Origin of the sequence: Myxococcus qinghaiensis (assembly GCF_024198215.1) — a bacterium.
GTDB classification, from domain to species: domain Bacteria; phylum Myxococcota; class Myxococcia; order Myxococcales; family Myxococcaceae; genus Myxococcus; species Myxococcus qinghaiensis.
On the sequence record NZ_JAKCFA010000001.1, the window covers coordinates 33,124 to 50,954 of the forward strand.

12 protein-coding genes are annotated in these 17,831 nt (G+C 70.2%); 6 read left to right on the top strand and 6 right to left on the bottom strand.

All coding sequences use genetic code 11. From position 1 onward, the window contains the following. Positions 1–8 precede the first annotated feature (8 nt). Complete coding sequence (locus LZ199_RS00160; protein WP_253991583.1) at positions 9–2,552, top strand: hybrid sensor histidine kinase/response regulator; 2,544 nt, start codon at positions 9–11, stop codon at positions 2,550–2,552. Positions 2,553–2,656: 104 nt separating this feature from the next. On the opposite strand, the gene LZ199_RS00165 is transcribed toward LZ199_RS00160, so the two are convergent. Continuing rightward, entirely contained in the window at positions 2,657–3,601 is a 945-nt protein-coding gene (locus LZ199_RS00165; RefSeq protein WP_253991584.1) for a histidine kinase dimerization/phospho-acceptor domain-containing protein, read from the bottom strand. Positions 3,602–3,877: 276 nt separating this feature from the next. Between LZ199_RS00165 and LZ199_RS00170 the strand changes: the two genes are divergently transcribed. The 4 genes from LZ199_RS00170 (at position 3,878) to LZ199_RS00185 (ending at position 10,402) form a co-directional block, all read left to right on the top strand. Then, positions 3,878–5,953 carry an alginate lyase family protein gene (locus tag LZ199_RS00170; RefSeq protein ID WP_253991585.1) on the top strand — a complete coding sequence of 692 codons (2,076 nt, stop codon included), beginning with the start codon at positions 3,878–3,880 and terminating at the stop codon, positions 5,951–5,953. A gap of 67 nt (positions 5,954–6,020) precedes the next feature. Then, positions 6,021–7,340: a nucleotide sugar dehydrogenase gene (locus LZ199_RS00175; protein WP_323389091.1), complete on the top strand. Its 1,320-nt coding sequence runs from the start codon at positions 6,021–6,023 to the stop codon at positions 7,338–7,340. Positions 7,341–7,467: 127 nt separating this feature from the next. After that, positions 7,468–9,198 (top strand): TldD/PmbA family protein, encoded by a 1,731-nt coding sequence (locus LZ199_RS00180; RefSeq protein ID WP_253991586.1) that lies wholly within the window; start codon positions 7,468–7,470, stop codon positions 9,196–9,198. Between the two features lie 28 nt (positions 9,199–9,226). Beyond that, entirely contained in the window at positions 9,227–10,402 is a 1,176-nt protein-coding gene (locus LZ199_RS00185) for an OmpA family protein (RefSeq protein ID WP_253991587.1), read from the top strand. Positions 10,403–10,456: 54 nt separating this feature from the next. Here LZ199_RS00185 and LZ199_RS00190 read toward each other — a convergent pair whose 3' ends face one another. The 3 genes from LZ199_RS00190 to LZ199_RS00200 form a co-directional block, all read right to left on the bottom strand. Further along, entirely contained in the window at positions 10,457–12,313 is a 1,857-nt protein-coding gene (locus LZ199_RS00190; protein ID WP_253991588.1) for a hybrid sensor histidine kinase/response regulator, read from the bottom strand. Positions 12,314–12,457: 144 nt separating this feature from the next. After that, entirely contained in the window at positions 12,458–13,357 is a 900-nt protein-coding gene (locus tag LZ199_RS00195; RefSeq protein ID WP_253991589.1) for a hypothetical protein, read from the bottom strand. Between the two features lie 20 nt (positions 13,358–13,377). After that, positions 13,378–14,313, bottom strand: a complete 936-nt coding sequence (locus LZ199_RS00200; RefSeq protein WP_253991590.1) for an alkaline phosphatase family protein — start codon at positions 14,311–14,313, stop codon at positions 13,378–13,380. Positions 14,314–14,344: 31 nt separating this feature from the next. Between LZ199_RS00200 and LZ199_RS00205 the strand changes: the two genes are divergently transcribed. Continuing rightward, positions 14,345–15,430: a DUF4388 domain-containing protein gene (locus LZ199_RS00205; RefSeq protein ID WP_163868437.1), complete on the top strand. Its 1,086-nt coding sequence runs from the start codon at positions 14,345–14,347 to the stop codon at positions 15,428–15,430. A gap of 60 nt (positions 15,431–15,490) precedes the next feature. On the opposite strand, the gene LZ199_RS00210 is transcribed toward LZ199_RS00205, so the two are convergent. Together LZ199_RS00210 and LZ199_RS00215 are read right to left on the bottom strand one after the other, a co-directional pair. Beyond that, a complete protein-coding gene (locus LZ199_RS00210) occupies positions 15,491–16,672 on the bottom strand; it encodes a GTP-binding protein (RefSeq protein WP_253991591.1) in 1,182 nt (393 codons plus the stop codon). Beyond that, positions 16,669–17,823: an anhydro-N-acetylmuramic acid kinase gene (locus LZ199_RS00215; RefSeq protein WP_253991592.1), complete on the bottom strand. Its 1,155-nt coding sequence runs from the start codon at positions 17,821–17,823 to the stop codon at positions 16,669–16,671. Before LZ199_RS00215 ends, LZ199_RS00210 begins: the two co-directional genes overlap by 4 nt. Between the last annotated feature and the right edge of the window lie 8 nt (positions 17,824–17,831).

Genomic DNA, 17,831 nt, shown 5'->3' on the forward strand with positions numbered 1-17,831 from the left:
GGCGCGACATGGATCCGCAGCTCTTGCGCAGCATCTGGCCGGTGTTCTCCGCGGAGACGCGTGAGCAGATCCAAGCCATTGGAGCGAAGGTGCTCGGATTGGAGGGCCCTTCGCGCGAGCGTGAGGCGGACCTCCTGCCTTCGCTGAAGCGACTGGTGCACAGCCTGAAGGGCTCCGCGGCGAGCCTGGGGCTGGATGACATTGAACAGGTGGTGCACGCCATCGAGGATGGGCTGGCCCACATCGAGCCTGACACCGGCCTGCCCCGCGCGGCGGTGGAGTCCATGCTGCGTGGCCTGTCCGGCATCGAAGCCGCCATGGCCCGGGGCGACGCGGGCGAGGCGCCGCAGGTGGATGGCCTGAGCGCGCTCCTGAAGCTCCTGGGGCGCGAGGTCTCCGTGCCCGAGCCCACGGCGGCGGCCTCCGGCCTGTCCTCGAAGGGACTGGAGGCGCTGGATTTCCTGGAGGCGTCGCTCGGCGCGCTGTGCTCGCCGGACGTCCCCGACCGGGCCGCCGTCGTGCGCAAGGCGATGGAGCGGGCGCGCGCGCTGCGGGCCTCCGCGCAGGAGTCCGGGGCCACGCGGCTGGCGACGCTGTCCGAGTCCGCCGCGCTGGGCTTCGCGCGCATGGAGCCGGGTGGCGACGAGGCCAGCCTGGCCGCTTCCGACGTGGCGGGCACGCTGGTGGAGCTGCGGGCCCAGCTGGAGGAAGGTGGCGCGCGGAACATGGCGCGCACGGTGGATGCGCTGAGGGCCGTGCCGGCGCCCACGCCCGCGGACTCGGCCGCTCCGAGCGCGCAGGCGCAAGCGCCGCAGCAGGAGACGCGCGGCACCACGGCGGACCACACGGTGCGCGTGGCGGTGAAGACGCTCGAGTCGCTGGCGCTCCAGGTGGAGCTGCTCGTGGCGGGGCGGGCGCAGCAGGCGCGGCGCTCCGAGGGCTACCGCGCGCTGTCGGACGGGACGCACGAGGTGCTGCGGCACCTGGAGCGCGCGTCGTCGCAGCTCACGCTGGCGGGCGGCGGGCCGGCGCTGGAGTCGCTGCGTTCTGGCGTGGCGCTGATGCGGACGATGCAGAAGCGCCTGCTGGAGGTGTCGCGCGAGGCGCACCGCGACGGGGAGCAGCTGGCGCTGGTGGCCCAGGTGGCGCGCGATGACCTGCGCGACTTGCGCATGGTGCCCGCGTCCCAGCTCCTGGAGCCGCTGCGCCGCACCGTGCGCGAGGTGTCCACGCGGCTGGGCAAGGACGTGGCGCTGGAGCTGACCGGTGGGGACGTGCGGTTGGACCGGCGCATCCTCGACGCGCTGAAAGACCCGTTGCTGCACCTGGTGCGCAACGCCATCGACCACGGGCTGGAGTCTCCGGAGGAGCGACGCGCGGCGGGCAAGTCGGAGACGGGACGCCTGACGGTGCGCGTGGAGCCTCGGGGCGCGCGCATCGGCGTCATTGTCGAAGACGATGGCTACGGCCTGTCACCGGAGCGCGTGCGCGCCACGGCGGTGCGCCGGGGGCTGTTGTCCGAAGAGGAGGCCGGCAAGCTCACCGATGCGCAGGCCGCGCGACTGGTGTTCCAGCCGGGCTTCTCCACGCGCGAGCAGGTGACGGCGACGTCGGGACGCGGCGTGGGCCTGGACGTGGTGCAGGCCATGGCGGCCCGGCTCCAGGGCTCCGTCGACGTGGAGTTCTGGGCAGGACGCGGCACGCGCTTCACCGTGGACCTGCCGCTGACGCTGGCGTCCGCGCTGGGCCTGCTGGTGCGCACCGGCACGACGGTGTCCGCGATTCCCTCCGACAGCGTGGAGCGCGTGCTGCGCCTGACGCCCGAGGACGTGGGCACGGTGGCGGGCCGCGTGGTGGCTCGGGTGGACGGCGGGCAGCTCACCTTCCTGCCCCTGGCGGAGGCCATCGGCCTGCCTCGGCTGCCCCTGGCGATTGAGTCCGGGCAGGTGCAGACGGCGGCGCTCGTCGTGGTCGGCGGCGACAAGGTGCTGTTCGCCATCGACGAGGTGGTGGGGCAGCAGGAGATTGTCGTGCGCTCGCTGGGCAAGCATCTGCAGAGCGTGCGGCACCTGGCCGGCGCGGCCGTGCTGGATGACGGGCGCGTGGTGCCGGTGCTCAACGCGCCGGAGCTGGTGCGCACAGCCCGGCCGGAGACCCGCTCCACGGGGACAGAGGCGCGGCGTCCGCGCATCCTCGTGTGCGACGACGCGCTCACCACGCGCTTCGCCATGAAGTCGCTGCTCGAAATCGCCGGTTTCCCGGTGGTGACGGCGGCGGATGGCGAGGAGGCCTGGGGCGTGCTGGAGCGCACGTCGTGCCAGCTCGTCGTGAGCGACTGGCAGATGCCTCGGTTGGATGGCGTGGGGCTCGCGCGGCGCATCAAATCCCACCCGACGCTGCACTCCACGCCCATCATCCTCGTCACCTCGCTCGACAGCCCGGAGGACCGGGCGGCGGGACTCGAGGCGGGCGCGGATGGCTACCTCGTCAAGCGCGAGGTGGAGCGCGGCAAGCTGCTGGAGTTGGTGCGACAGCTCCTTCCGACGCGCTGACGCCGCCCAGGGGCTGGTCGCTCCTGGCAGCTCAAGTTCCATGGGGAGTTCGAGGACTCACCTGTTAGCGGGTGAGTCAGCTGCTGCCGACGCGCTGACGCCTCTCAGGGATTGGACGCGCCTGGCAACCCCAGCTCCGCGGGGAGCTGGAGGACCCACCGTGGCTCGCCCGGAGCAGGGGAGCGCAGCGTGCCTCCGAGCCGCCGCGTGAGCTCTCCCACCAGCGCGAGCGCGCGGTCTCCGGGCGCACCTCCACCTTGCGTCGAGGCGACGAGTCGCCAGCAACCCGTCGCCTCGAGCAGCTCCACTTGAAGCGTCACGGAGGTCGCGCGCATGGACGCGAGCCCGCGCACCAGGGCGCGCACCCAGACCTTCAATTGTTCGGGGCTCGCCTTCACGAGCAACGGCCGGTCCGGCACCGTCATCTCCACACGCCAGCGAGAGGCCAGCCGCGTGTCGGGACCGAAGGCCTCGTGGAGCAGGGGCCGCAAGTCAGTGGCGCTGCCCCGTCCCAGGCGGAAGTCGATGAGGGCCCGCTGGTCCTGGGCGGCGCGCATCATCCGGTCCAGGTAGCGCTGCACCGTCGCATTCAACGGGCCCGCGGTGCCCTTCAACATCATGTCCAGGTAGCCCTTGATGACCATCAGGGGCGTTCGCAAGTCATGCGCCGCGAGCGAACGGCGCTGCTCCCAGCGGACCGCCTCGCGCTCCTGCTCGCGTCGTGCGGCCAACAGTCGCGCGTGCCGGGCCTCGGCGGCGGACTCGCGGGCATGGGCGGCGAGCAGCGCGCTCCCGAAGGCGGACAGCCGTGCGAGCACCTGCCCGTCCGTGCGTCCGGTCCGCTCGGGCCAGACCTTCAGGGGTCGTCCTCCTCTTGAGGTGGGGCCGGCGACGCCCGTGCCCGCCCTGGCCACGCAGGTGCGCCCATCGAAGAGGGCCGCGCCGGACGCCTCCGTCAGCCGGAGCGTCTCCCGGAGCAGCAACTCCATCCCCGCGAGAGCGCCACAACGCAGCGCGCGCTCGGCCACCGCCGCGAGCGTCTGCTCCACCCCTGCGTCGACGGTGAGGTCGACGCTCCGCCCACTCCAAGCACCCGCTTGCACGCGCTGAGGTATGGGCACGGCGCGGTCAGGGCGCAACACTGCCCAGGGAGGGCAAAGAAAGGGCCGCGTATCGGCAATCCTTTACCCACGGCCACCGCCGAGCCCCCGACTTTTTACTGTCCTGCAGGGCAGGATGATCGCCCAAACCCGCTCAACTCCTCGCGAGGACCCCTTGGCCGGACCCTTGCTAACGGCCTCTGCGACGGGCGGCGGAAGGGACGAATGGGGACTCTCGACTACTACGCGGCAATCGCAAGACTCGCTCCCGGGGCCCTGGCCCTCAGTGCGATGCGGCGGGTGCAGGGCGTGGCGCGGCAGGCACGATATCGAAGGCGCGAGCGCACCGATGAGGTGCTGCTGCTCCAGGCCTTCGGCGCGGCCCGCGCAGAGGAGCTGGCGGAGCGAGCCCTCGGCAATCGCGTGTCGCGAGTCTGGTGTGAGATGTCGCAGCGAGCCTCCGTGCTGGACGCGCTCGCGGCCATTCCTGGAGCGCGGGAGCGCGCCCGGGCCCGCGCGCAGGCCGCGCTCCGTCAGGAGTGGGATGTCTTTGGAACGCGCGTCGTCTTTGGCGAGGGACGCCCGGTGGACTGGTCGCTGGATGCGCTCAGTGGCCACCGCTATCCGCTGGCGCCCGTGGAGCAGATGCCGCTCCACTCGAAGGGGAATGATCCGAAGTACCCCTGGGTGATGGGCCGGCTCGACAGCGTCATCGCGCTCGCGCAGGGCTATTGGGTGGAGGAGTCCCAGGGCGAGCGCGCCCGGATGGTCTCCGCCTTCGTCAATCAGGTGCTGGACTTCCTCCAGGCGAATCCCCTGGGGCAGGGCGTCCACTGGACGTGCGCCATGGAGGTGGCGCTGCGCGCGGCCAATCTCGCGCAGGCGCTCGTCATGTTCTCCGACGCGGCCGAGGTGCGTCGGCCGGAGTTCCTCGTCCCGGTGCTGGGCGCGCTGGCGGACCACCAGTCCTGGGTGGAGGCCCACCTCGAGGACCGGGGCGCGGTGCCCAACAACCACCTCGTCTCCAATTACGTCGGCCTGCTCGTGGTGGGGTTGCTCTTCCCGGAGCTGCCGCGCGCCGCGCACCAAGTGGCGCTGTCGGTGTCGGGCCTGTGCGCGCAGATGGCCGCGCAGGTGCACGTCGAGGGCACGTCCTTCGAGGGCTCCATTCCCTACCACCGCCTGTCGGTGGAGCTGTTCACCCTGGCGCTGCTGGTGGCGCGGGGCGCGGGCGTGCCGCTGGGCACGGCCTACGAGACGCGGCTGCGTCGCATGTTCCACGCCGTGCGCGCGTGGACCTCGGAGACGGGCCTGGCGCCGCAGGTGGGCGACAACGACTCCGGCCGCGTGTTCCCTCTGCGCGAGCGGGATGACCTGGAGCAGGGCTACCTGGTGGGCCTGGGCGCGGCCCTCTTCGGGGACGCGGGTCTGGGCGGAGGCGAGCTGCCGGACGAGGCGGCGTGGCTCTTGGGCCGTCAGGGTCTGGAGCGCCACCGGAAGCTGGCTCCCGCGCCGGCGCCGCTGTCGGTGAGCTTTCCAGAGGGCGGCTTCCACGTATTGCGCGGCGCGGGCGCCGTCGTCACTGTGAGCGCGGGCAAGCAGGGCCAGCGAGGGGTGGGCGGACACAGCCACAACGACAAGCTCTCCTTCGAGCTGCACCTGGGGGGGCGTCCGCTCATCGTCGACCCGGGCACGGGCTCGTACACGCGCGACGCGGCGATGCGCAACGCGTTCCGTGGCACGGCCGCGCACAACACCGTGCAGGTGGATGGCGTGGAGCAGGTGCCGTTGGACCCCGCTCGGCTGTTCGCGCTGCCCGAGGGTGCGAAGGCGCGCGTGGTGGCCTTCCTTCCTGGCGGGAGCGTGGACAGATTGCGTGTCCGTCACGATGGTTACCGCATGCTCCCCGCGCCGGTGGGCATCGAGCGCACGTTCCGGTTGGACAGGCACGAGCGCGCGCTGGCGGGGCGCGACAGCTTCATCGGCACCGGGCGGCACGAAGTCATTGGACGCTTTCATCTTCCCGACGAGCAGGCGCGGCGTGTGACGCCGGAAGCGCAGGTGCTCGCGAGGGCGCAGCGCGCGGCGGAGGAGCCGCTGGAGTTCGAGCCCGTCGCGGTGGAGCTGGGCCCCGCTGGCGCGCCGCTCGCATGGATTCTGCTGGAGCGAGGTCTGGAGTTGGGACTGGTGGCCTCTCGGTACTCACCTGGCTACGGGCGGGTGGTGCCGGCGATGACGGTGGAGTTTCGGGGGCAGGTGAAGCCTCCGACGAGTTTGCGGTGGGTGGTTGTCTTCAGGTGAGTTTTTGGTCGGGGCGTGACCGTCTTGGCGGCACGTCGCATCAGGAGAGGTGAGGACGATGAGGGTGATGGTCGGCAGCCCGCTGTTGGAGCGTATTCGTCGGCGGGAAGCGAAGGTCGGTGTGGTGGGGTTGGGGTACGTCGGTCTTCCTTTGGGTATGGCGTTCGCGGAGGCGGGCTTCCCGGTGCTGGGGCTCGACGTCGACCAGCGCAAACTCGACAAGATTGAGAAGGGCGAGAGCTACATCAAGCACATCCCCAGCGCGCCGCTGGCGGAGCTCACGAAGTCCGGCAAGCTGAAGGGGTCTAACGACTTCGCGAAGGCGAAGGACCTGGACTGCGTCATCATCTGCGTGCCCACGCCGCTGACGGCGTCGCGTGAGCCGGACATGAGCTACATCATCCAGACGGGTGAGTCGCTCGCGCCGCACGTGCGCCGCGGTCAGCTCTTCATCCTGGAGTCCACCACCTACCCCGGTACCACCGAGGAGGTGCTCAAGCCGCTGCTCGAGAAGAACGGCCTCAAGGCGGGCGTGGACTTCCACCTGGCCTTCAGCCCCGAGCGCGAGGACCCGGGCAACAAGAACTTCAACACCAAGACGATTCCGAAGATTGTCGGCGGCTACACCCCGGCGTGCTCCGAGGTGGCGGCCGCGCTGTACGGCAGCGCGCTGCAGGAAGTGGTGCCGGTGTCCTCCACGCGCGTGGCGGAGCTCTCCAAGCTGCTGGAGAACATCTACCGCTGCGTGAACATCGCCATGGTCAATGAGATGAAGATGCTCTGCGACCGGATGAACGTGGACGTGTGGGAGGTCATCCAGGCCGCCAGCACCAAGCCCTTCGGCTTCCAGCCGTTCTACCCGGGCCCGGGCCTCGGTGGGCACTGCATCCCCATCGACCCGTTCTACCTGACGTGGAAGGCGCGCGAGTTCGAGTTCCACACCAAGTTCATCGAGCTGGCCGGCGAGGTGAACTGGCAGATGCCGTACTACGTGGTGCAGCGCACCATGGAAGCGCTCAACAACGTCCGCAAGACGCTCAAGGGCGCGCGCGTGCTCTGCCTGGGCGCCGCGTACAAGAAGGACATCGACGACATGCGCGAGAGTCCTTCTCTTCGCATCATGACGTTGCTGGCGGAGAAGGGCGCGGAGCTCAGCTACCACGACCCGTACGTGCCCGAGCTGCACAAGGGCCACGGCTTCAACATGGAGATGAAGTCCGTCCCGCTGGAGCCGGAGAAGCTGGGCGACTACGACGTCGTCATCATCCTCACGGACCACACCAACATCGACTACGCGGCGGTGGTGGCGAATGCGTCGTGCGTGATTGACACGCGCAACGCGACCAAGGGCGTGACGCTGGGCCGCGAGAAGGTGACGAAGGCGTAGTCAGCGACGAGCAGGGGCCCGGAAGCCGACCCTCCGGGCAGGGGTTCACGACTCCAGGTGTCGGGAGGGGCACCTGGAGTCGGCGGACCTGCTCGTCTTGTGGGGTGGTTTGGGTACAGTGGGGGGCGTGAATTCCCTCACCCGACCTGTTCTCCCCCTGCTGGCGGCCTCGGCCGTGTTGCTGGCGGCGACGCCCGTGCAGGACTCGCGACTGACGCTGCTCGACGCCATGTCGAGCGAGCTGACGCGCAATCAACAACAGCTCAAGCTGCAGAGCCACGAGCCGCCGTACTTCATGAGCTACCAGCTCAAGGACTACGCGCAGGAGGTCGTGGCCGCGCGCTATGGCGCCGTCTTCATGGACGACGGCTACCGCGAGCGTCGGCTCTACGTCGACGTGCGGGTGGGCGACTATGCCTTCGACAGCTCGGTCGAGGAGGGGCTGGAGTTCTCCTTCTCCACCAAGGGCACCAGCTATACGTCGCGCAAGGAAGGCCCGCTGGATGACTCGCCGCTGGCGCTGCGCACCGCGCTGTGGCTCATCACCGACGAGAAGTACAAGTCCGCGCTCTTCCAGTTCCTGAAGAAGAAGGGCGAGGACGTCTATTCGGTGGAGGACCCGAAGCGCCCGGCCTCCTTCACGAAGGAGAAGGCGAGCAGCTACGTCCAGCCGCCGGTGGCGAACCCGTTCAACCGCGAGCGCTGGGTGAAGCTGTCGCGCGAGGTCTCCGCGCGGTTCAACGCGCATCCCGAAATCTTCGACTCCGAGGTCCGCGTCACGGCGGACAAGGTGACGCGGCTGTTCGTGTCCACCGAGGGCACGAAGCTGGTGACGGAGGAGACGCTGTACGGGCTCCATGTCACGGCGGTGACTCGGGCGCCGGATGGCCAGCTCCTGGATGACTCGCGGGACTTCTACGCGCCCACGGAGGCGGGGCTGCCGGACGATGCGCGCGTGCGCGCCGCGGCGGAGAAGGTCATCGAGGAGCTGCTCGCGCTGCGGCAGGCGCCGGCCATCGACCCTTACTCCGGGCCGGCCATCCTCGCGCCGGAGGCGTCTGGCGTGCTCTTCCACGAGACGGTGGGGCACCGGCTGGAGGGTGACAGGCAGGACGGGGACAACGAGGGGAAGACGTTCAAGGGGCAGATTGGGAAGCTGGTGCTGCCGGCGTTCCTGTCCATCCACGATGACCCGTCCCAACGTGCACTGGCTGGGGAGCCGCTGAACGGGTACTACCTCTATGACGAAGAGGGCGTGAAGGGGCAGAAGGTGACGCTGGTGGAGAAGGGCGTGCTGCGAAACTACCTGCTGGGCCGGCGTCCCGTGGATGGGTTCCTGAACTCCAACGGGCACGGGCGCAGCCAGGGCACCCTGAAGCCGGTGGCGCGCATGGCGAACCTCATGGTGGAGAGCACGCGGCAGGTGAGCGATGCGAAGCTGAAGCAGATGCTCATCGACGAGGCGAAGCGACAGGACAAGCCCTATGGGCTCATCATCCGCGACATCACCGGTGGCAACACGAACACGTCCAGCTACGGCTACCAGGCCTTCAAGGGGGTTCCGCGCATGGTGTACCGGGTGGATGTGAAGACGGGGAAGGAGTCGCTGGTGCGCGGTGTGGAGATTGTCGGCACGCCGCTGTCGGCGGTGAACCGCATCATGGCCACGGGTGAGAAGCGGGGCATCTTCAACGGCTTCTGCGGCGCGGAGAGCGGCAACGTACCCGTGTCCACGGTGGCGCCCGCGGCGCTGCTCCAGGAAATCGAGCTCCAGCGCGCGGTGGAGGGCAAGGACCGTCCGCCCATCCTCCCCAGTCCCACGACGCTCCAGGCGTCTCCGGCTCGCGAGAAGCCGTAGTCCTTCAACGATGCGGGGAGCATGGCACATGGACCGTCCGGCGGCGCCGGGTGGCAGGGCGTCGAGCGGCGCGGTGCTCCAGTGCGGCGCCCGCGTCGCGCGGAGCGTGCTGGCCATGTGCTGCGTGCTACTCATCGCCAGCGCCCGCATTGCGCGGAGCGTGCTGGCCTTGAGTGGCGTGCTCCTCATTGCGAGAGCCTGCGTCGCGCGGAGCGTGCTGTCCGTGTGCGGCGTGCTCCGCGTCGCCAGCGCCCGTATCGCGCGGAGCATGCTGTCCGTGTGCGGCGTGCTCCTCGTCGCCGGTGTCGCGAGCGCGGAGCCTGTGCCCTCGGGTGAGGCATGGCTGGATTGGGTGCACGACGACCGGCTCGGCCCTGGAGGCAACTGGGAGCTCATCTCCGTGGAGGCGACGCTGGATGGCCGTCCTCTGCCGTCGACCTCGGACGCAGGAGAGGAGGGTGCTCCTCGTCATGTGCTGCCGCTCGGCCTGCATTGGCTCGACGTCACGACGGTGTACGAGGGGCGCTCGGACGTCTTCTCGTACGTGGAGGGCTATCGCTTCGTGATGCGAGGGCGCGTCACGCTCGACGCGCGGCCCGGCGATACCGTGCGCATCACCTCCACGGCGTATGAACGCGACGGTGTCACCGTGCAGTGGCAGCAACGCCCCGTCTTCCTTTTGCTGGGCCAGCCCCAGGAAGCGGTGGTGGGAATCGAGTACGGGACGGCGGCGAACAGGCCGCTCCCAGAGGACGTGGCGGCGCGGGTCGTCGACGAAGTGCTCGCGGAGGCGCATCGCCTCTCCCCGATTCGGCGCGAGGCCACGGCCTCCGTGCCTGCTGCCGCCGAGCCTCCTGGCACCTGCGAACTGGAGCCCGTCTTCTTCGCCTTCTTCGACACCCGGCTCTCCGTGGAGGGCGACACCGCGCTGATGCTCGCGGCCGCCTGTCTCCGTGAGCGTCCCAGCCTGCGCGTCCGGCTGCGCGGCCACGCGGATGTCCTGGGGCCCGAGTCCATCAACGCCTCCCTGGGCCTGGGGCGCGCCCAGTCCGTGGCGGCGAGGCTCGAGGCGCTCGGTGTCGAGGGCACCCGGTTGATTCTGGAGACCCAGGGTGCGGACCAGCCCCCGTGTGACGATGGGACTCCGGGGTGCCTCGCGCGCAGCCGTCGAGTCGAGCTGTTCGCCGAGCCGTCTCCTCCCTGAGTCGCGACCTTCACTCAAGCCGCGCGGCGCGGCTGCCTCCCTGAGTCGCGAGCTTCACTCGAGCCGCGCGGAGCCCACGGTCATCACCATGTCGCGCAGGTGCTGCGCCTCGAAGGGCTTGGCGAGCACCGGGTTGCGGACCTCCTGGAGGAAGCGCTTGGTCTCCGGCGTGAACGCGCCGCCGCTGATGAAGACGATGCGGTCATGCAGCCCTGGCCAGGTGTCGCGCACGGAGTGGTACACGTCCATGCCCGTCAGCTCCGGCATCATCAAGTCACAGAGGATGACATCGAAGGCCCTGTCCTGGTCCAGGTGCGCCAGCGCCTCACGGCCATTGGCGAGGGTGACCAGCTCGTGGCCTCGCAGGAGCCTGCGCATCAAGTCCAGCACGCGCGGCTCATCGTCCACCACCAGCACGCGGCGGCCCAGGGAAGGGGGACCCACGCGAGGCAGCGGTGGGACGAAGGTGTCGTTCGCCGCGCGGGGCAGGATGACCTCCACGGTGGTGCCACGGCCCACCTTGCTGCTCACGCCAATGCGCCCGCCCAGCGCGGTGATGATGTCGCGGCAGATGGCCAGTCCCATGCCCATGCCCTCGCCCGCGCGCCGCGTGGTGAAGAGCGGGTCGAAGATGCGCGGCATGACCTCTGGAGGGATTCCGCAGCCGGTGTCGGTGACGGAGAGCAGCACGTCATCGGCCTCGGCGCGCAAGGCGACGGTGATGCGGTGCTGGGACGCGTGGCCCTCCGGAATCGCGTGGGCCGCGTTGAGCACCAGGTTGAGCAGCACCTGGCCCAGCTTCGTCACCGTGCCGTGGACCCGAGGCACCTCCGTCTCGTAGTCCCGCACGACTTGTGCCCGGTGGCGAAGCTGATTCGCCGCCATCCGCAGCGTGCTCTCCGTGACGGCCTTGAGGTCCACCGGCTCGGTGGCCTCGGCGCTGGGGGCGGAGAGGGACTTCAGGTCCGCGACGATGCGCTGGATTCGCAGCGTGCCCTCCAGGGCCTCGTCGAGGACCTGACGACACTCCACGTCCGCGGCCTCGCTGGGGTCCGGCAGCCGCTCGCGCAGGTACTCGAGGTTGCCCGTCGTGTACGCGAGCGGGTTGTTGATTTCGTGCGCCAGGCCCGCCGCCAGGATGCCCAGGGATTGCGCGCGCTGCTCCCGCTCCTTCTCCTGGAGGAACTGCGCGTCCCGGCGCTTGCGCTCCACCGCGTTGACCAGCACGTGGCCCGTCAAACGCATCAGATGCCGTTCCTCCGGCTTCCACTCGCGCGGCTGGTCCACGGTGTCGAAGCCCATCCAGCCGATCAACCTTCCGGCCAGCAGCAGCGGCGCGTTGATGAACGAACGAATGCTCAGCAGCGTGCAGATGCGGCGCTCCTCGGTCGCCTCCAAGGGGAGCTGGGCCGCGTCCGTCACCGTCACCATGCGGCCCGCGCGCAGCTCGTCCAGCGACCAGCGGAAGCCGACCACGGAGCGTCCACTGTGGCTCGCCAGCCCGTGGGGCCGCATGCCCTGCGCGCACCACTCGTAGGAGTCCGACAGGTGCTCACCGTCGTCGGAGAGCAGGTTGACGTAGCCACGCTGTGCGTCGATCTGCCGGCCCAGGACTTCCAGCGCGGCCCGCACGCCAGAGCCCAGCTCATCCGGGGGAAGGTTGAGCAGCTTCTGGGAGGTGTCCGTGAGCAGCGACCAGCTCTTCAGCAACAGCCCCAGCTCTCCGCGCATCGCCCGCAGCGCGGAGGCTTCCTGGCGCAAGAGCGCCACCGTGCCCTCGGGGAGCCCCGGAGCAGGTGTCGTGCTGAGTTGATCCAGGACCTCGGCGGACTGCTGGAGTCGCTCCAGCAGTGTCAGCGAGTCCGTTGCCTCGGCGGACAGCCCCGGGCTGTTCCGCTGCTGCTCGGCCATCGAATACCCCCTCCCGTCCCCGCACGGCTTTCCCCAACCCGTGGCGTGGATTTCAGCTTGGCCGAAATTCTGCCACCGGTTTGTTCCCTGCATCCAGTGTGCATTTTTGAATAATGCAACCGGGCGACAGGTGGTGGCGATGACTCAGGGTGAGGTGGGAGGAGTGTCCAGGGACTCAGGAGGGGGCTCGAGGCGAAGTTGCCGGCCGCCCTTGAAGCCGCGCCACTGGATGTAGCGGCGGAAGTCCTGGAGGAAGACGTCGGGGGAGAGGCCCACGGCCTGGGTGAAGGACTCGGTGAAGTCGGGCCCCTGGCTCATGGCGTGGAGGATGCCCCGCACCACGGGCTCGCCGTAGCGCCGGGCCAGGAAGGTGAAGGCGTGGTGGGCGGCGCCGTAGACGATGTCGCTCTCGCGTCGGTAGAGCGAGTCGGCCTGCGCCAGCGGATCCGCGCGGGGATGGGTGCTCCAGTAGCGGGCCAGGTCCTCGAGCGAGGAGACGCGGTAGCCCTGCTCGGCGGTGTACGAGGCCATGCCCTCGCGGAACCAGAGGGGGATGCCCTTGCGCGTCCAGCCCAGTCGGTCCGAGGCCACCTGGTACATCAGGCTGTGGGTGAGTTCGTGCAGCAGCAGCTCGTCCACCTGGGCCTGGCTTGCGCCCAGGAGCGTCCACGTGCGGGGGCTCTGGAGCTCAATCTGTTCGTAGCGGGCCCAGGCGCGCAGGAAGTCATGGTCCGGGCGGTTGGCGGCGCGCTCCAGGGCGGCGTGGTTGGGGTGGATGATGATGGAGACGGAGTCGTCGAAGGTGCCCCAGCGGGCCATGCGCGGCAGGGCGCGCTCGACGGCGAGACGAACCTGGGTGGCGGAGTCGGAGTCCCGGGCCTGGAACTCCAGGGTGATTCGCGCTCCGCTGGCGGTGGGCGTGCCGGGCTTCCGCATGCCCTCGGTGGGGACGTCCAGGGTGGTCCGTCGCGGCGCGGAGCAGCCTGCGAGGAAGCCGAGCACCAGCAGGACCAGGGCGTGGCCGAGGCTCCCCTGTCTTCGCATCCATCCCCTCGTCACGAGCCTCACTCCACCCCGAGCCAACGCACCACCGCGCGCCCCACGTCCGCGACGGTGGTGAAGCCGTCGACGTCCGGCGCGGGCGGTCCGAAGTAGAGCACGGGGACGGGGTGCAGGGTGTGTCCTCGCGTGGACAGGTCCTCGACGTTGCCGTGGTCGCTGCACACCAGGACGCGGGCGTCTGCGGGGCGGTGGGCCACCACGGCGCGCAGGAAGGCGTCGAAGGTGTCCAGCGCGGCGTGGGCCGCGACGAAGTCCTGCGCGTGTCCGGCCTCGTCTGCCAGGTAGTGCTCGAAGAAGGTGAAGTCCGCGCCGGAGGCCACGCGCCAGAAGATATCGGCGGCTTCCTCGGGCGTGCGCTCGGGGGCGGGCAGGCCGTAGGCGCGCGCGTTGGCGCCGGTGATGTCGGGCGTGAGGCCGTCTTCGGCCCGGGCGTCCTCCAGCGTGCGCAGGGGCACGGGGCCGGCGGCGAAGGCCAGCTTGGACGCGGAGGGCTTCATGCGGCGCCGGGCCTCGGGCGTGGGGACGAACTCCGGGGGCAGGGTGGTGGGGCGCCGGGGGACGCCGAGCGCATCCAGGTAGGGCGCGGGGTAGGCGTTGGCGAAGGTGGCGGTGCGGCCGGCCGCGAGCAGGCGCTTGACGATGGAGCGGTTCGCGAGCAGCTCGCGCAGGGGGGCGTTGGGGTAGCCCAGCACGTGCTGGCCGATGAGGGCGGGGGCCGGGTCTCCGGTGAGGATGGCCGTCTGGTTCGAGGCGGACTGGGGCCTTCCGGACACGCCGAACGTCGTGTCCACGGGGGTGCAGCGTCCTCCGTCCGGCAGGGTGGGGCCCGGGGCGTCCTGGAAGAAGGAAAGCAGGTGTTCACGGTGGGCGAGCGGGTTGATGGCCGGGTCCTTCCGGCCAATCCCCACACCATCGATGAACAGGAGCGCGACGCGCACGGCTCGCGACTGTATCCTCGAAACAGAACGCATGGCCCTCCACGGCGACCTCTTCAGCTATCCGCTTCCCGAGTTTCTTCAATGGCTGGACAGCTCCCGCAAGACGGGGACGCTCCAGCTCTCCTGGGAGGCCGGGGAGCGGAAGCTCTTCCTCCTCTCCGGCCAGGTCGGGGCCACCGCCTCCGAGGGCCTGCGCGGGAGGGTGGCCCGGCTCCTGGCGCTGGCGAAGCTCGCCTCGGGCGCCAAGGTGCTCGCCGCCTTCGACGAGCTGTCTCGCACGCCGGATGTCGACGCCGCGTTCGACGTGCACGGGCTCCAGTCGCGGTGGATTCGAGATTTGGGCCGCGAGGAGCTGTTCGCGGCGATGACGGACCTGACGATTGCCGAGCGCGGGACGTTCCACTGGACGGAGGACGCGGACCGCTCGGGCGAGGACTGGGTGCCGTCCGACATGAGCATCCGCGAGCTGCTGTTCGAGTCGCTGCGCTGGGTGGATGAGCAGCCGGACGTGGAGAAGGCGCTGCCCATCGACGCGCTCAGCGTCCGCGCGTTGTCGCCGCCCAGCCCGAGCCAGCCGCTGATGCATCGAATCATCCTGGGGCTGTGCGCGACGCCGCAGAACCTGGGGCGTCTGCGGCTGTCCATGGGCGTGTCCCGCTCGTCGGTGACGCGGCGGGTGTACGAGCTGCTCCGGGCAAAGCTGGTGGAGGTGGAGGGCGCGCCGCAGGTGGAGGCGGACCCGGTGGCGGAGATGCTGGAGAAGGGCGCGGTGCTGATGCGCGAGGGCCAGTTCGACGCGGCGGGCATCGTCTGCGCGTCCCTGCTGGCGAGCGACCCCGCGGACCGGCGCGTGCGCGAGTTCGCGCGGCTGGTGCAGCGTGAGCACGTGGCGGCGCTCTACTCGGACATGCCGCCCTTGCTGATTCCCCTCGTGATTCACGACCCGCAGGGCATGTCGCTGCTCAAGCCGGAGGAGCGCCAGATCGCCGGCCTCGTGAGCGGCACGTGGGACGTGTCCACCATCGTCCTGGCGAGCCCCGCGCGCGAGCTGGAGACGCTCAAGACGCTCGCGAAGCTGCACCGCATGGGGTTGTTGCAGCTCACCGCGCCGCGCTGAAGGCGGCGTCCGAGCCGGTTCGCGCCCCATGCGAAGTTCCGGGGCGCGTCGCCGTCAGTGCTACTCCGAAGCGGGCAGGCCCACCGCGTTGAGGCGGACGAAGGTCTGCATCAGCACGTAGAGGGCGAAGGCCGCGTCGTCCACGCGCAGGTGCTGCTGGGTGGCCAGGCCCTGGATGCGCAAGAGGTCGGCCCCGTCCACGCGGAGCAGGAACGCCTGCTGCGCCAGCGTGCCCTCGCCCGCGAAGGCCAGCGAGCGCCGGATGGCGTCCGTGCAGGCGGTGACGCAGGTGGAGTAGTTGCCCGCCATGAACGCGGCCTCGGCCGCGCGCGCGTGGTCGAACAGGTCTCCCGGCGCCAGCGCGCTCACCGCGCCCAGCAGCTTGGTGGACGCGGCCTGCGACACAGGGGCGATGGGCGGAGGCGGGGCGGCCACCACGGGCTCCACCCGAGGCGGCGGCGCAATCGCGGGGAACGAGCCCGAAGGACGATGAGGCACCGGCGTCGGCATCATCGCCACCGCGGGGCCATGGCCCGAGGGCGCGGCCGCGTGCTGCGCAGGCGGCTGACGGTGCTGGAGGTGCTGGGCGAGCTGCGCCTCCAGGCCCGCGGGCTGCGTGCCACCGACGGGGGCCACCGGACGCGGCGGCGGGACGATGCGCTTGGCGCGCAGGTCCTTGATGACCAGCCGGGTGATGGCCTTGAGCGTGTCGAGCACCCCGCGTCCATTGGTGGCGGCCGTCTCGAAGTCCGGAACGAGGCGCGGGTTGAGCTCCTGGCGGAGCTGCTCCACGGACAGCACGTTCTCCAAGTCGCGCTTGTTCCACTGCATCACCAGCGGGAAGCGGTCCAGCCGGATGCCGTGCTCGTAGAGGTTCTCCTCCAGGTTCGCCAGCGACTCGCGGTTGGCGTCCATGGCGTCCGGCTGCGAGTCCGCCACGAAGACGACGCCGTCGGCGCCCTGGAGCACCAGCTTCCGCGTCGCGTTGTAGAAGACCTGGCCCGGCACGGTGTACAGCGCCAGCCGCACCGAGCAGTCGCCGACGCGCTCCACCTTCACGGGGAGGAAGTCGAAGAAGAGCGTCCGGTCGCCTTCGGTGGCGATGGACATCATCTCGCCCCGGTGCGCGGGCCGGACGGTTTCGTAGATTTTCCGCAGCGAGGTCGTCTTGCCGGACAAGCCAGGTCCGTAAAAGACGATTTTGGCGGCCACCTCGCGGGCCATCAGGTTCACGCTGCTCACGGTGTCAGCTTTCCTAGAACGACTCGACGCTTCGCGCCAGTTGCGGAAGGGACATTCGCTGGGGTTCCCACGAGGTATTCGGCCGCCAGCAACGCGAACAGGGCCGCTTCCTTCGCCCCTTCCGGGAAACCCAGGGTATCAAGCCGGCGGACGGGAAGGGGGGCCAGCCTGGTCTCCAGTCGCTCCATCAGCCGGGGATTCCGGGTGCCGCCCCCCGAGGCGTACATCGCCTCCAGACCTGGAGTGCGTGGGAGGACCCACGTCTCGTACGCTCGCGCGGTGCTCTCCACGGTGAACTCCAGCGCGGTGGCCATCAAGTCGTGGGGGCGCGCCGCGTAGCCGGCCCACAGCCGGTCCACCAGGACGTCGCCATAGCGCTCGCGCCCGGTGCTCTTCGGCGGAGGCTGCGCGAGGAACGTGTCAGCGAGCAGCTCCGTCAGCAGCTCCGGAATCACCTGGCCCTGTCGCGACAAGCTCCCATCCCAGTCACACGCGAGGCGGCCCTGGGTGACGCGACGCGCCAGCCCATCCATCACCATGTTGCCGGGCCCGGTGTCGAAGGCGAGGGTGTCATCGAGGCGAGCGCTGACGACCGACACGTTGGCGATGCCGCCGATGTTCTGCAGGGCGCGAGGCGCGTCGGCGCTCCGGAAGGCCACCCAGTCGAAGTAGGGCACCAGCGGCGCGCCGTGGCCTCCGGCGGCCATGTCCCGGGTGCGGAAGTCGCTGACGACAGGCAGGCCCGTGCGCTCGGCGATGACGGAGGGCTCTCCAATCTGGAGGGTGGAGGGGAAGTCCGTGGTGCCGGGAGGCAGGTGCGCCATCGTCTGCCCATGCGAGCCGATGGCGCTCACGTCCGCGGGCGTGAGTCCCGCCCGCTCAATCGCCTGGAGCGCGGCGCGGGCGAAGTGCTCCGCCAGTTCGAAGTCGAGCTGGCTCAGCGAGCGGGCGTCCTGGGGCCCCAGCATCCGCGCCACCAGCTCCGGTGGGAAGGGCGTGGAGACATGGGACAGGAGGCGCAGCCGGGCGCCACCGCCGGTGCCCGTCACTTCGCCCAGGGCGGCCTCCACCGCGTCCGCGCTGGTGCCGGACAACAGCCCGACGCACAGTCGTGGGCGCTGGGAGTCGGAGAGAGGAGGTTGGAGGCGCATGCCTCCAA